Raw genomic sequence first — 12,960 nt, 5'->3', positions numbered from 1 at the left:
GCGTGAGGGGTGTTGGTGGGCGTGGGTGGATTCGTGTCCGGTGTCGGATCCGTGCGTGGTGGGGTGTGGGCGGGTTCGGGTCTTGGGCCCGTGCGTGGTGGGGAGTTGGTGGGTGTGGGCGGGTTCGTCTCGGGTGTCTGGTCCGTATTTGGCGAGGTGTCGGTCAGCGTGGCTGGATTCGCTCGGGCCCTTCCCGCCGCGCTGAGACGGTCTCGCAGTCTCGGGGCGATCACCGCCTCCGGGGGGAGGGCACTCCCCGGACGTGCCGAGTCCGAGTCTCACCGACGCCGGGGAGGGCGTGATCCCGGCGCTCACGCGAGCGGCGCTCGAATACATGGTGGTCGGTTCCGAGATCCACGAGAGGCTCCGCATGCTCGTCGAGCAGGGCGCCGGTCGGGCGGGGGCAGAGCCGCCGGCACCTTCCGCTGCGGCAGCGTCCCTGGTGGGACGGCGGGACGGCGGGACGGCGGGACGGCGGGACGGCGGGACGGCGGGACGGCGGGACGGCGGGAAGGCGGGCGCAGAGCGGCCGGGGCCGCACGCCTCGCCGGCTACGTCGATCGGGCGGGGGAACTCGTCGAAGGCGAAGATCGCAAGCGGGTTTGGACGCCGGGCTTTCGCGGTGGTGGGGGGAGGTGAGGATTTCGCGCGCCGGGTTCTCGTGGTGGTGTGGGGAAGGTGACGGATCCGTGCGTCGGACTTTTGTGGTGCACGAGGTGAGGGCTTCGTGCGCCGGTTCTCGTGGTGGTGTGGGGAGCTGGCGGGGCCGTGCGCCGGGTTCTCGTGGTGGTGTGGGGAAGTGACAGGTCTGTACGTCGCAGTTGTGGTGCAGGAGGTGACGGGCTCGTACGCCGAGTTCCCGTGGTGATGCGGGGAGGTGCTGGGGCCGTGTGATCCGCGCCTCTTCGTTGACCCAGGTGCCGCCGGCGTTGCGGAGGTCGGTCCGCAGGCTCGGCCAGGACGTGAGGGTCCGGCCGCGTACGACGCCGGCCTCGACCGGCCGGGAGTTCGTGGTGGTGCGGGGGAGATGACGGGTCCGTGGGTCGGGCTCTTGTGGTGCAGGAGGTGACGGGTCCGTACGCCGATTCCCACGGTGGTGCGGGGAGGCGACGGCTTCGGGACCTCGTGGTGGTAAGGGAAAGGTGACGGGCTCGTACGCCGAGTTCCCACGGTGGTGCGGGGAGGTGCCGGGGCCGTGCGTCGGGGCCTCGTGGTGGTGCGGGGAAGGCCGGGCCGCTACTCGGTGGAGAAGACGCGCGCGACCGGGCCCAGGTGTGGGATGGCCCGGCGGACGCCGCGGGTGGCCAGGTAGCCGCAGCCCAGTGTCACCGCGCCGCCGACCGCGTCCAGGAAGTAGTGGTTCGCCGTGCCCAGGATGACGATCACCGTCGCGAGCGGGTACAGGAACGGCAGGACCTTGGCCCAGGGGCGGCGGAGCACGTCCGAGACGGCGATCGCGCACCACAGCGACCAGCCCGTGTGCAGTGACGGCATCGCCGCGTACTGGTTCGACACCGAGCCGACCGGTGAGGCGCCGGAGGCGTACAGGCCGTGGGTGTGCCAGACCAGCACCGTGTCGACGTACCCCGGCAGCATCCGCGGCGGTGCCAGGGGCAACAGGTAGAACCCGACCAGCGCGAGTACCGTCGTCGCGAAGATCAGGCGCCGGTAGAACACATAGCGGTCCTGGTGGCGGATGTACAGCCACACGAGGATGCCCGGCGTCACGATGAAGTGCAGTGTCGAGTAGTAGTAGTTGGCGACGACGCCGATCCAGTGCTCGCGCACGAACAGGTGGTTGAGCGGGAGTTCGAAGCCGATGTGCATGAGGTGCTCGAGGCTCAGGATCTGCCCGCCGAGCCGCAGCGCCTCCGTGTGCGTCGTCGGCACCAGGTTGCGCACGATGGAGTACGCCGTGTAACAGAGCGCGATGAGCAGTATCTCGCGCCAGACGCGCGGTCGTCCCCCGGCCGGCGTGTCCTCCGGTATCTCAGTCGCGTCGCCCGTGGCGACTGGCGCTACGGCCGAACTCGACATGATCCCCATGGTGTCAGATCCGGCCGCCAGGACTATCGGCAATAGTTGTCTTGTTTGTCACTTCGTGATCCTTCGCTGGCCGTGACCGGTTCTCCCGCAGATGGATGATAAGGCCTGCGAACAGGGCGAACACCATCACGGTGATCCCTGCCACGGCGTCCAGCAGGTAATGGTTGGCGGTCGAGAAGATCACGGTGATGGTGACGATCGGGTAAAGCGCCGCCAGTGCCCTGATCAGCGGCCGGCGGGTGCTCACGATCACCGCCACCGCGCACCAGAGCGCCCAGCCCGCGTGCATCGAGGGCATGGCCGCGAACTGGTTCGTGAGCGAGCCCGCCTGGGGCGAGGAGTACAGCCCGAAGCTGTGGAACGCGGTCACCGGGTCCACGAACCCCGCGCCGCCCAGGAAACGCGGCGGCGCCAGCGGGTAGACCCAGAACCCGATGAGGGCGATCGCGGTCGCCAGCAGCAGCGACGTGCGCAGCCACCGGTACTGCCGCGGCCGTCGGCGGTACAGCCACACCAGCACCGTGAGCGTGACCAGGAAGTGGGCGGTCGCGTAGAAGATGTTGGCGGCCTTGGCCAGCAGGGGCACGCGCAGCAGCGCGTGGTTGAGCGTCAGTTCGACGTTCGGCCCCAGCGCGTGCTCCAGGCGCATGACCTGCCCCGCGTGGACGTAGGCCGCGGACTCGTCGTGGGGGATCAGCAGGCGTACGAGGGTGTACGCGCCGTAGAAGACGGCGACCAGGGCGATCTCCCGCCAGAGGCGGGGCGACCATGATCCTCTCAGGTCGATGTCGCGCGGCGCCGGGCGACAGGGTGGGGCGAGCTGGGCCATGTCTCGATCCTGGAGGAAAATCCGGCCTTTGTGATCACCTCCAGGAATGGTCTGCGACTCGGCCCATATGAGTACACGCCCTAGTCCTCAGGGTGGATACGGTCGCCCGGATCTCCTCCGGCGGATCATTCGGCCGGTACCGGCACGACCTCGCTGATCGAGGGGGCCGGGGAGCCGGACTCCCAGGTCAGGCGTACCGCGTCGACCGAATCGCCGCCGACGGGCAGGTCGGCGAAGCCATTACGGAAGATACCGATGTGACGCCAGGTCGCGCCAGTCCTGATCTCCACCGCCGCGGTACCCGCCGCACCCAGCACCCGGACGCGTGCCGGACGCCGCGCCGCCGAGGGCGTCACGACGAGCGCGTCGCCCGCCGCCGGGGCCGCCGAGGCGGTGTAGGCGGTGTCCAGCGACCCGTCGGCCGCGGCGGCCAGGTCACCGGCCGGGCCGCCCGTGACGGTGTAGGTGATCTGGCCGGGGACGCTCACCTGGAACTCCCGCACCACGCACCAGTGCCCATCGCCCGCCGCCGTGCCCCGGTAACGCACGTACCGGGCGGTCGTCCCGGCCGGCGCCGTGGCGTGGACCTCGGGTGTGGTCCCGTCGGCCAGCGGCGTCCAGGACTCGCCGTCGGTGGAGTACTCCAGCGTGCCGGCGTGGATGTAGTCGTCCGGGCTGCCGGACCTGCCCATGAGGACGCCGACGTCGCCGATCGGCCGAGGCTCGCCGAAGTCGACGCCCACCCAGTCGCCGACGCCCGGCGCGGCGTTGCTCCAGAAGTACGTGCCGGTGTCGCCGTCGGTCATCCGGGCGGGCGCGTTGTCCTGGTACGCGGTGAGGGAGGTGATCCCGGCCGGCCGTACGGCGTGCACGCCGGCCGCGCGGTCGAACATCGCCTTCGCGGTCGTGACGAACCGGTCGATCACCCCGTCACCGATCCTGGGCGCCGTACCGTTGTGCGGCTCGCGGGTGTCGCGGATGGCGTTCGCCCGGTCCACCAGGGCGTCGACGCGCCGTCGGTCGGCCCATCCCGGCGCGAGCGGGTGGGTGATCATGTCGAGGGCGGCGTCCATCGCCCGCGCCCACAGTTCGGTGGCGTCGAGCCACGCCTTGGCCTCGTCGGCGAAGGCGGGGTCGATGACGCCGGCCCGGATCCGGGCCGGAGCGGCCGCGAGAGCCCGTACGCGCGCCCGCAGGTCGTGGACGGAGCCTCGGTGGTCCCCGGCGTCCCAGCGCCGCCAGAAGGCGCTCACGGCGGCGGCGAGCGCGGGCGCCTGGGTCGTGTGCAGCCGGCCGTCGTAGGTCGACACGTCCGCGAAGGCGCGCAGCGCGGCCGTCGTCTCCGGGTCGCCGCCGGCACGCTCGGCCAGGGCCGCCGCCCAGTCGCGCCCGGCGTCGTACGTCGCGTCGTGCCAGCCGAAGTCGGCGAAGGAGAACAGCGCGACGTCGCTCACCGCGGCCTGGTTGGAGGGGTTGGAGATGATCCCGGTGATCGAGCGGGAGAGGCCGCTCTCGCGGCCCGTGTAGGCGGCCAGCGGCAGCCGTCCGGCGATGTAGTCGTTGACCGGGTAGTTGTCCCAGACCAGGATCGGGTGGCCGAACACCCTCCCGGCCTGCTCCGCCTGGTCGACCGTGATCGTCGCCGGGACGACGCCGACGCCGGTCCAGTGCACGATCACGTCCGGGTCCAGCCTGTCGCGCAGGGCCTGCTTGTACGGCGAGTCGGTCACACTGGAGTACTCGGTCGGCACCATCTGCAGCGGGTGCACGTCGCCCTTGGCGCGCGCCCACGCCTGCACCTTGTTCAGCACGTACGCCTGCGCCGCGCCCGCTCCGGCCGCGCCGTCGCCGAACTCATCCTTGTCGGCCGCGCAGTGCCAGACGCCGTAGTCGATGTCGTCGAACGGCACGTTGAACGCCCGTCCGCCCAGGTCGTACACGGCCTCGAGCTTGGCGATCAGCGCGTCCACGTCCGCCTGGGAGGAATAGCAGATCGACAGGCCGGGGGAGAGGGCGAAGGTGAACTCCACATGGTCGTCGCGGGCCCGGCTCACCAGCGCGCCGAGCCGGGCGAGCTCGTCGGCCGGGTACGGATCGCGCCAGCGTTCGCGGTGGTACGGGTCGTTCTTCGGCGCGTACTCGTAGGTGTTCATCTTGTGCGCGCCGAGGTAGTCCAGGTGGGCCAGCCGGTCTTCGTGGGACCACGGAGTGCCGTAGAAGCCCTCGATCGAGCCGCGGTAACGCATCGCGGGCCGGTCGCGTACGGCGACGCCCGGCATCCAGTGCCCGCGCACCAGCTGCCCGAAGGTCTGCGCCGCGTAGAAGGCACCCGCCCCGTCGGCGCCGTCGAGGACGATGTGGTCGCGTCCGCCGTGGCGTCCCGCGGCCAGCACGTAGCCCTCGGGCCCCAGTCCGGTGTGGTCGGCGACACCGAGCCCCTTCAGCACGGGGGCGCCGCCGGAGAGCCAGACGGTCACTTCGGTGCGCGGGTCGGCCGCCGACTGCCGGATGTCGGTGGCGCCGGCCTTCCGCAGCGCCGCGCGTACGGTCCGCAGCGCGGGCGCGTCGGTGTCGGCCGCGGTGACGAGCCCGACCGTACGGGGCAGGTGGAAGCCGTCGCGCCGGTCGCTGATCCGCTGGGGCGTGGGCCAGACCGTCTCACGGACCGACGCCCGCGCCGGCGGGGTCGTGCCGTGCGGGGGCACGGCCACGGCGGCCGTGGCCACCAGGGCGGCGACGGGGACCCAGAGCCTGCGCACGAGCGAACTCCTCGCGAATCACGGCAACCGCAAACAGCCAATAATGCGCGGAAGTGGTCGTCAAGCGCGGATTTCCTCACTAACGGGCGAGATCGGGCAGGATCTGCTCCGTCGGGGTGGTCTCCCGCAGGGCCCGGCCGACCGTGCAGTGGTTCTCGTGCACCCGGTGCGCGACGTCGGTGAACACCCGTGCGGCGTCCTCGTCGCCGTCGGGGAGCTCGACGTCGTAGGTGACGGTGACGGCGCCCAGCCGGGTCGGCGCGACCTTCTCGGCCTCGACGGTGGCCGCGAGGCGTACGAGCCGGTGGCCGCGTTCGGCCGTCAGCGGCTCGACCGTGACGATCTCGCAGCCGCCCAGCGCGGCGAGAAGCAGCTCGACCGGCGTGAAGACGCCGTCGTCTCCCGACCCCCCGATGGCGACCCGCGCGCCGCGGGCGTTGGTGGCGACGAAGCCGCCGTCGTCGGTGCGCTCGACCCGGACCGAAGCCATGATCATCCCCCTTGTCGTCGGACGGTCCCCGTAACGCGCGTGCTACCGGAGTTGTTCCAGCCAGCCGCGCGCCCGCTCCACGTGGGCCTCGGTCAGGCCCTCCTGCGGGTCCACTCCCACGATCAGATGCGGGCCGAGCGTCGGTCCGCTCGCGAGAGCGTCCGGAACATCCGGTTCGTCCTCCAACCATACGAACGGCCGCTCGCCGATCCACTCGGCGACGTGCCGTGCCTTCCAGCCCCCGTAGGAGTAGACGGGGTCGCGCGGAGGGATCGGGATGGCGCGCAGCGCGGGCAGCCCGACCCGCGGCGAGATCCACTCGTTGGCCGCGTCGGTCCAGTAGCTGGCCCAGACGAGTTCCGCGCCGGTCTCCTCGGCGAGCGTGGTCAGCATCGGTCCGTGGCGGGGGTTGAGCAACAGCCGGAAGGTGACGCCGTTCGGCGTGGCCCGATAACGCTGGTAGCCGGGCGAACGCTGCAGGGGGTTGAGAACACCGTCCACGTCGAGCAACACCAGCGGCGTGTCCATGCCTGGGACGCTATGTCAGCTCGTGTCCCGCGCCTAGTGCGAATCAGTGATCGTCCGTAAGCGGCCCGACATCACCCCACGACAGCGGGGGCGAAGACGAACGGCCCGGTCCGCCTCGATGGCGGACCGGGCCGGTCACGTGTCGGAGGAAGGCGTCGGCCTTCCGGATCACACGTCGTAGTAGAGCTCGAACTCGTGCGGGTGCGGGCGGAGGCGGATCGGGTCCAGCTCGTTCTCGCGCTTGTAGGCGACCCACGTCTCGATCAGGTCCGGCGTGAACACGCCGCCCTCGAGGAGGTAGTCGTGGTCGGCCTCGAGCGCGTTCAGGACCGCCTCCAGCGAGCCCGGCACCTGCGGGACGCTGCGGGCCTCCTCCGGCGGCAGCTCGTACAGGTCCTTGTCCACCGGCTCCGGGGGCTCGATCTTGTTCTTGATGCCGTCGAGGCCCGCCATGAGCATCGCCGGGAAGGCGAGGTACGGGTTGCAGGACGGGTCCGGAACGCGGAACTCCAGGCGCTTGGCCTTGGGGTTCGAGCCGGTGATCGGGATGCGGACGCACGCCGAGCGGTTGCGCTGGGAGTACACCAGGTTGACCGGGGCCTCATAGCCCGGCACCAGGCGGTGGTAGGAGTTCACCGTGGGGTTGGTGAAGGCCAGCAGCGAGGCGGAGTGCTTGAGCAGGCCGCCGATGTAGTAACGGGCGAGGTCCGACAGCCCGGCGTAGCCGACCTCGTCGTAGAAGAGCGGCGAGCCGTCCTTCCACAGCGACTGGTGGCAGTGCATGCCGGAGCCGTTGTCACCGAAGATCGGCTTCGGCATGAACGTGACCGTCTTGCCCGCCTGCCGCGCCACGCTCTTGACGATGTACTTGTAGAGCATCAGGTTGTCGGCGGTCTTCAGCAGCGTGTCGAACTTGAAGTCGATCTCGGCCTGGCCGGCCGTGCCCACCTCGTGGTGCTGCATCTCGACGGTGATCCCGGACTCGTTCAGCTGCCGGACCATCTCCGAGCGCAGGTCGGTGAAGTGGTCCATCGGCGGCACCGGGAAGTAACCGCCCTTGTACCGCGGCTTGTAGCCGAGGTTGCCGCCCTCTTCCTTGCGGCCGGTGTTCCAGGCGCCCTCAACCGAGTCGATGTGGTAAAAGGACTCGTGCTGGCTCGTCTCGAAGCGCACGTCGTCGAAGATGTAGAACTCCGCCTCGGGCCCGAAGAACGCGGTGTCCGCGATGCCCGTGCCGCGCAGGTAGTCCTCGGCCTTGCGGGCGACGTTGCGGGGGTCACGGGTGTACGCCTCGCCGGTCAGCGGGTCGTGCACGAAGAACGTGAGGTTCAGGGTCTTGTGCTGGCGGAACGGGTCGATCACAGCCGTCGTGGGGTCCGGCAGCAACAGCATGTCCGACTCGTGGATCTCCTGAAAACCACGGATGGAGGACCCGTCGAACATCAGGCCGTCGGTGAAGGCGCTGTCACCGAAGTTGTTCACCGGGAACGTGAAGTGCTGCGTCGTGCCCGGCAGGTCGGTGAACCTGACATCGACGAACTGAACCCCTTCGTCCTTGATGTATTTCAGGACCTCGCTGGCACTGCTGAACATCCGACCTCCTAGGGTGCTTTCAGGGCGCTATCACGCTATGCACGGGCCGTTTCCAGGCCGTGTCCCATGTGTTTCGCACGTGTTACATGGCCCCCGGCACCGGGTGATCGCCGGCGGCGGATAGCTTTGAGACCATGAGCGAACCTCGGCGTTCGGCCGGAACCTGGCTCTCGGGCGCCCGCGCGGCGGGCGCCGATCTCGGCTACCCGGGAGAGCGCATGGGCCTGCCGCAGCAAGGGCCCGGCTCGGTGGCCGGGTACGGCCGCCGGCTCGTGGCCCTGGTCGTCGACTGGCTCCTGGCCCTGCTGGTGGCGCAGATCCTGTCGGCCGCCCTGCACTGGAGCCCCACGGTGCGCAGCTTCGTCACCCTGGCGATCTTCGGCGTGCTGTCGTGGCTGCTCACCGGCTTCTTCGGCACCACCGTCGGCAAGCGGCTCGCCGGGCTGCGCGTGGCCGTGCCGAACGGCGGCCGCGTCGGGCTCCTGTGGTCCTTCGAACGCGCCGTGCTGCTCGTGCTCCTGATCCCCGCCGTCCTGTGGGACCGTGACCACCGCGGCCTGCACGACCGCGCGGCGAACACGGTGGTCGTGGTCCGCTGACCTGCTAGCGCGTGCGGGGCTTGGGGCCCTTCGGCATGCGGGCGCCCTTGGGGATCGGGCCCTTGGGCATCTGCATGGCCTGCGGCAGCGCGTTGAGGCGGTCGGTCAGCTCGCTGACCTCGTCCTTCTTGAGGTTGCGCGGCAGCTTGGTGAGGTGGCGCTGGAGCTTGCCGATCGGCACCTGGCCCTCGTCGTTGCCGACCTGGATGTCATAGATCGGGACCTCCGAGGCGGCGCGGGAGATGCGCTTCTTCTCCGCTCCGATGAGCTTGCCCACCCGTGATCCGGGGCCCTCGCCGAGCAGGATCACGCCCGGGTGGCCGACCACGCGGTGCACGACGTCCATGTTGCGGTTCGCCTGCACGGCGGGGGTCACGACCCAGCGGCCCCGCATGTTCTCCACGATCGACGCGGCGGCGCCGGGCCTGCCCTCCAGCATGGAGTACTGCGTACGCTGTGCCAGCTGACCGAAGACGATCATGCCGACCGCGAGGGCGGCCAGCACGCCGAGCGGGATCAGCAGCAGCGCCTGGCCCAGGACCAGCCCGATGGCCACGAACACCACGAGAGTCCCGATCGCCGCCAGGAACACCATCGGCAGGGCCTTGCGATTGGCCTGGTGGACCAGCGAGGCGACCATGCGGATCTGCTTGAGGCGGCCGGGGCTTTCGTCCTGTCCGTCCTGGGACTTCTTTGCCATGGAGGGAAGGATACGAGGGTTCGTGCCCGCAGTCGAAAGCGACGCCGCCGTTATCGGCCGCGACGGTAAACAAATTTCCACGCAACGCTTGGGCTTGTAAAGCGTTGACACGCCGCCGGTGCGGTCTTACCGTCCCGGATCAGATCGTCGCCGTCCTTGGAGTCGCCATGGTGTGGTCGCGTGCTCGTGCTTCGGCACGAAGAGTCTCTCTTCTCGTTCTGGTCGGTCTCACGACCACCACCGCGGCCGCGGCGCCGCACGCGGGGGCGGCCGACGCCCCCGCGCGCTCGCTCGTGGCCTACCACCAGTGGACGTCCGCCCACGACTTCGCCAAGGGGTCCTCCGAGGGCGTACGGCTCTCGGGCGCCGGTGCGCTCACGATCGCTCATCCGGTCGGCCGGGAGACGTACGCCGACCCGTACGGCGCCGGCACGAAGGCGTGGGACTACGCTCGCTGGACGTCGCCGGAGGTGTCGGTCGGGTTCGGTGCGAGCCAGTTGGTGGCGTCCTGGACGGCCGACACTCCGCACGGGAGCTGGCTGCAGGTGGAAATGCGCGGCCATACCGGGGCGGGCGCGGACACCAAGTGGTACGTCATGGGCCGCTGGGCCTCCGACGATCCCAAGGAAGGCGGCGACATCAACCGGACGACGGTGCCCGGCCAGGCCGACGCCAACGGCAACGTCGACATCGACACCTTCATCGCCAAGAACTCCCTCACCTCCTACCAGCTGCGGGTGACCCTGTACCGCGCGCCCGGCAGGCACGTGCGGCCGGTGCTCCGCTCGGTCGGCGCGATGGCCTCACTGGTCGCCCAGCGCACGACCGTGCCGGTCAGCCCGCTGGGCGGCGCCGAGGGCATCGAGCTGAAGGTCCCGACGTACTCCCAGAACATCCACAAGGGCCAGTACCCGGAGTACGACGGCGGCGGCGAGGCCTGGTGCAGTCCCACGTCCACCTCGATGGTGGTGGGCTACTGGAAGCGCGGACCCTCCAAGAAGGACATGTCCTGGGTGGACCCGTCGTACGCCGACCCGCAGGTCGACTACGCCGCGCGCCACACCTACGACTACAACTACGAGGGCACCGGCAACTGGCCGTTCAACCCCGCGTACGCCGGCCGCTTCGGGCTGAACGGCTTCATCACGCGGCTGCGGTCGGTGACCGAGCTGGAGCAGTTCATCAAGGCGGGCATTCCGGTGGTGACCTCGCAGTCGTTCAAGGCCGACGAACTGCCCGGCTCGAACTACAGCACCAACGGCCACCTGTTCGTCGTCGTCGGCTTCACCAAGAAGGGCGACCCGATCATCAACGACCCGGCCTCGTCCTCCGACGCCGTCGTCCGCAACGTCTACCCGCGCGCCAACTTCGAGAACGTCTGGCTGCGCAGCTCGTCCAGCGGCGGCATCGCCTACATCATGTACCCGCCCGGTCACCGGCTTCCCAAGAACGTCCCCGGCTTGGAGAAGAACTGGTGAAGGCCGGCCCCCGGTGCGTCGTGACCGCGGTCACGACGCACCGGGCGTCCCGCCTCGGGAGCGGCCGCGTGTCCGTGTTCCGGCCCTGCTGTCCTCCACCGGCCCGGTGACCGCGGCACAGCCGAGCGTCGTCTACCGCGAGTGGAGCTCTGACGAAGGCTTCGCGGCGGGCGTCTCGGAGGGCGTGCGGGGTACCGGTGCGCTCACGATCGCTCACCCGGTCGGGCGGGAGACGTACGCCGACCCGTACGGCGCCGGCACCAAGGCGTGGGACTACGCCCGCTGGACGTCGCCGGAGGTGTCGGTCGGGTTCGGTGCGAGCCAGCTGGTGGCGTCCTGGACGGCCGACACTCCGCACGGGAGCTGGCTGCAGGTGGAGATGCGCGGCCGCACCGGGGCGGGCGCGGACACCAAGTGGTACGTCATGGGCCGCTGGGCGGCCGACGACCCGGGGGAGGGCGGCGACATCCACCGCGCCTCCGTGCCGGGCCAGGGCGACGCCGACGGCGACGTCGACATCGACACGTTCGTCGCCGTCGGCTCCCTCACCTCCTACCGGCTCCGGGTGACGCTGTACCGCCTTCCGGGCACCGAGGTACGGCCGGTGCTGCGCTCGGTGGGCGCGATGGCCTCCCTGGTGCCCGAGCGCGAGACCGTGCCGGTCAGCCCGCCGGGCGGCGCGGAGGGCATCGAACTGGACGTCCCGCCCTACTCCCAGGAGATCCACAAGGGCCAGTACCCGGAGTACAACGGCGGCGGCGAGGCGTGGTGCGCCCCGACGTCGACGGCCATGGTCCTGGCCTACTGGAACACGGGACCCTCGCGGCAGGACATGTCCTGGGTGGACCCGTCGTACGCCGATCCGCAGGTCGACCATGCCGCGCGGAACATCTACGACCACAACTATCGGGGGGCGGGCAACTGGCCGTTCGGCCCCGCGTACGCCGGTCGCTTCGGGCTGAACGGCTTCGTCACGCGGCTGCGGTCGGTGACCGAGCTGGAGCGGTTCATCAAGGCGGGCATTCCGGTGGTGACCTCGCAGTCGTTCAAGGCCGACGAACTGCCGGGCTCGAACTACAGCACCAACGGCCACCTGTTCGTCGTCGTCGGCTTCACGCCGAGCGGCGACCCGATCGTCAATGACCCGAACTCGCCCTCGAACGCCGAGGTCCGCCGCGTCTACCCGCGCGCCGACTTCGAGAACGTCTGGCTGCGCGGCTCCTCCAGCGGCGGCATCGCCTCCATCATGTACCCGCCGGGGCACGCGCTCCCGCCGAACATCCCCGGCACCGACCCGAACTGGTGACGTGTCTCCTCTCAGAGGAGCGCGTAGACCGTGGTCGCGTGCGCGGCGACGTTCCCGCCCGCGGTCATGGCGACCTCGGCGAACGCCAGCGTACGGCCGAGCTTGGTGAGCGTCGCCGTGACGAGCACGTCGACGTCCACGACGGGACGCTGGAACGTGCTCGACTGCTGCACGGTCGTCATCGGGACGAACTCCCCGCGCGCCGAGGACACCGCGATCACGGTGGCGGTGTCGGCCGCGGCCATGAGCGCCTGACCGCACATGGCCCCGCCCTGCCGCGCCAGCCGCGTCGACCACGGCAGCCGCAGCACGGCCATCAGCTCCCCGGTCTCCTCGACCACGAGGCCGAGCTCGCGCACCCAGGGGGCGAAGTTCTCGTTGAGGATGGCGTTGCCGTCGGCGGCGCTCAGCGTCATGGGCCCATCATTCCCGCCACACGATCGATTCCGAAGTCCTGGTCGGCCGCCGTACGGTCGCGATGCTCTCCCCGTGGCTGTGAGCGTCCGTGCGGGGCGCGGAGTGTCAGGGGCGGAGGACGAGGCGGCCGCGGACCCGTCCGGCCTCCAGGCGGCGGTGTGCCTCGGCGGCGTCGGCCAGCGGCAGCACGTCGGCGATGCGGCACGGCAGCGTGC

General features: G+C 70.4%; 12 protein-coding genes and 1 pseudogene. 3 read left to right on the top strand and 10 right to left on the bottom strand.

Annotated features, from left to right (window positions below; translation table 11 throughout):
• Positions 1–901: 901 nt before the first annotated feature.
• The 7 genes and pseudogenes from ACFFNX_RS26095 to glnA form a co-directional block, all read right to left on the bottom strand.
• Positions 902–997, bottom strand: a pseudogene (locus ACFFNX_RS26095) (protease); the annotation flags it as partial.
• 239 nt (positions 998–1,236) lie between these two features.
• Positions 1,237–2,037 (bottom strand): phosphatase PAP2 family protein, encoded by an 801-nt coding sequence (locus ACFFNX_RS26090; protein ID WP_378207583.1) that lies wholly within the window; start codon positions 2,035–2,037, stop codon positions 1,237–1,239.
• 13 nt (positions 2,038–2,050) lie between these two features.
• Positions 2,051–2,875 (bottom strand): phosphatase PAP2 family protein, encoded by an 825-nt coding sequence (locus ACFFNX_RS26085; RefSeq protein ID WP_378207579.1) that lies wholly within the window; start codon positions 2,873–2,875, stop codon positions 2,051–2,053.
• A gap of 125 nt (positions 2,876–3,000) precedes the next feature.
• The gene (locus ACFFNX_RS26080) at positions 3,001–5,634 is read right to left on the bottom strand and encodes a glycoside hydrolase family 84 protein (RefSeq protein ID WP_378207575.1); all 2,634 of its coding nucleotides are present in this window, start codon (positions 5,632–5,634) and stop codon (positions 3,001–3,003) included.
• Between the two features lie 79 nt (positions 5,635–5,713).
• Positions 5,714–6,124, bottom strand: coding sequence for an OsmC family protein (locus ACFFNX_RS26075; RefSeq protein WP_378207572.1), 411 nt, complete (start codon positions 6,122–6,124; stop codon positions 5,714–5,716).
• A 42-nt stretch (positions 6,125–6,166) separates the two neighbouring features.
• Positions 6,167–6,652: an HAD domain-containing protein gene (locus ACFFNX_RS26070; protein ID WP_378207569.1), complete on the bottom strand. Its 486-nt coding sequence runs from the start codon at positions 6,650–6,652 to the stop codon at positions 6,167–6,169.
• Positions 6,653–6,820: 168 nt separating this feature from the next.
• Positions 6,821–8,245, bottom strand: a complete 1,425-nt coding sequence (glnA, locus tag ACFFNX_RS26065) for a type I glutamate--ammonia ligase (protein WP_378207566.1) — start codon at positions 8,243–8,245, stop codon at positions 6,821–6,823.
• A 134-nt stretch (positions 8,246–8,379) separates the two neighbouring features.
• On the opposite strand from glnA, the gene ACFFNX_RS26060 reads away from it, so the two are divergent.
• Positions 8,380–8,844 (top strand): RDD family protein, encoded by a 465-nt coding sequence (locus tag ACFFNX_RS26060; protein WP_378207563.1) that lies wholly within the window; start codon positions 8,380–8,382, stop codon positions 8,842–8,844.
• Positions 8,845–8,848: 4 nt separating this feature from the next.
• Here ACFFNX_RS26060 and ACFFNX_RS26055 read toward each other — a convergent pair whose 3' ends face one another.
• Complete coding sequence (locus tag ACFFNX_RS26055) at positions 8,849–9,544, bottom strand: DUF4191 domain-containing protein (RefSeq protein WP_378207560.1); 696 nt, start codon at positions 9,542–9,544, stop codon at positions 8,849–8,851.
• 167 nt (positions 9,545–9,711) lie between these two features.
• Here ACFFNX_RS26055 and ACFFNX_RS26050 point away from each other — a divergent pair, with 167 nt between their 5' ends.
• Both ACFFNX_RS26050 and ACFFNX_RS26045 read left to right on the top strand, forming a co-directional pair.
• On the top strand, positions 9,712–11,022 hold the full coding sequence (locus tag ACFFNX_RS26050; protein WP_378207557.1) for a C39 family peptidase: 1,311 nt from the start codon (positions 9,712–9,714) through the stop codon (positions 11,020–11,022).
• 106 nt (positions 11,023–11,128) lie between these two features.
• Positions 11,129–12,328, top strand: coding sequence for a C39 family peptidase (locus tag ACFFNX_RS26045; protein WP_378207554.1), 1,200 nt, complete (start codon positions 11,129–11,131; stop codon positions 12,326–12,328).
• 11 nt (positions 12,329–12,339) lie between these two features.
• Here the strand turns inward: ACFFNX_RS26045 and ACFFNX_RS26040 are convergent, their stop codons facing one another.
• Positions 12,340–12,744, bottom strand: coding sequence for a PaaI family thioesterase (locus tag ACFFNX_RS26040; RefSeq protein ID WP_378207551.1), 405 nt, complete (start codon positions 12,742–12,744; stop codon positions 12,340–12,342).
• 106 nt (positions 12,745–12,850) lie between these two features.
• Positions 12,851–12,934, bottom strand: a complete 84-nt coding sequence (locus ACFFNX_RS26035) for a zinc-binding dehydrogenase (protein ID WP_378207610.1) — start codon at positions 12,932–12,934, stop codon at positions 12,851–12,853.
• Positions 12,935–12,960 lie beyond the last annotated feature (26 nt).

It is taken from the genome of Actinoallomurus acaciae, from assembly GCF_042429965.1.
Lineage (GTDB): Bacteria > Actinomycetota > Actinomycetes > Streptosporangiales > Streptosporangiaceae > Actinoallomurus > Actinoallomurus acaciae.
Note: the sequence above shows the minus strand (reverse complement) of the source record. Positions and strands in the feature narration are given on the sequence as shown.

Excerpts from the sequence above, each read along its gene's own strand:
- glnA (WP_378207566.1), bottom strand. The coding sequence starts at position 8,245 with ATGTTCAGCAGTGCCAGCGAGGTCCTGAAATACATCAAGGACGAAGGG.
- ACFFNX_RS26060 (WP_378207563.1), top strand. The coding sequence starts at position 8,380 with ATGAGCGAACCTCGGCGTTCGGCCGGAACCTGGCTCTCGGGCGCCCGC.
- ACFFNX_RS26085 (WP_378207579.1), bottom strand. The coding sequence starts at position 2,875 with ATGGCCCAGCTCGCCCCACCCTGTCGCCCGGCGCCGCGCGACATCGAC.
- ACFFNX_RS26090 (WP_378207583.1), bottom strand. The coding sequence starts at position 2,037 with ATGTCGAGTTCGGCCGTAGCGCCAGTCGCCACGGGCGACGCGACTGAG.
- ACFFNX_RS26040 (WP_378207551.1), bottom strand. The coding sequence starts at position 12,744 with ATGACGCTGAGCGCCGCCGACGGCAACGCCATCCTCAACGAGAACTTC.
- ACFFNX_RS26055 (WP_378207560.1), bottom strand. The coding sequence starts at position 9,544 with ATGGCAAAGAAGTCCCAGGACGGACAGGACGAAAGCCCCGGCCGCCTC.
- ACFFNX_RS26070 (WP_378207569.1), bottom strand. The coding sequence starts at position 6,652 with ATGGACACGCCGCTGGTGTTGCTCGACGTGGACGGTGTTCTCAACCCC.
- ACFFNX_RS26075 (WP_378207572.1), bottom strand. The coding sequence starts at position 6,124 with ATGGCTTCGGTCCGGGTCGAGCGCACCGACGACGGCGGCTTCGTCGCC.
- ACFFNX_RS26050 (WP_378207557.1), top strand. The coding sequence starts at position 9,712 with ATGGTGTGGTCGCGTGCTCGTGCTTCGGCACGAAGAGTCTCTCTTCTC.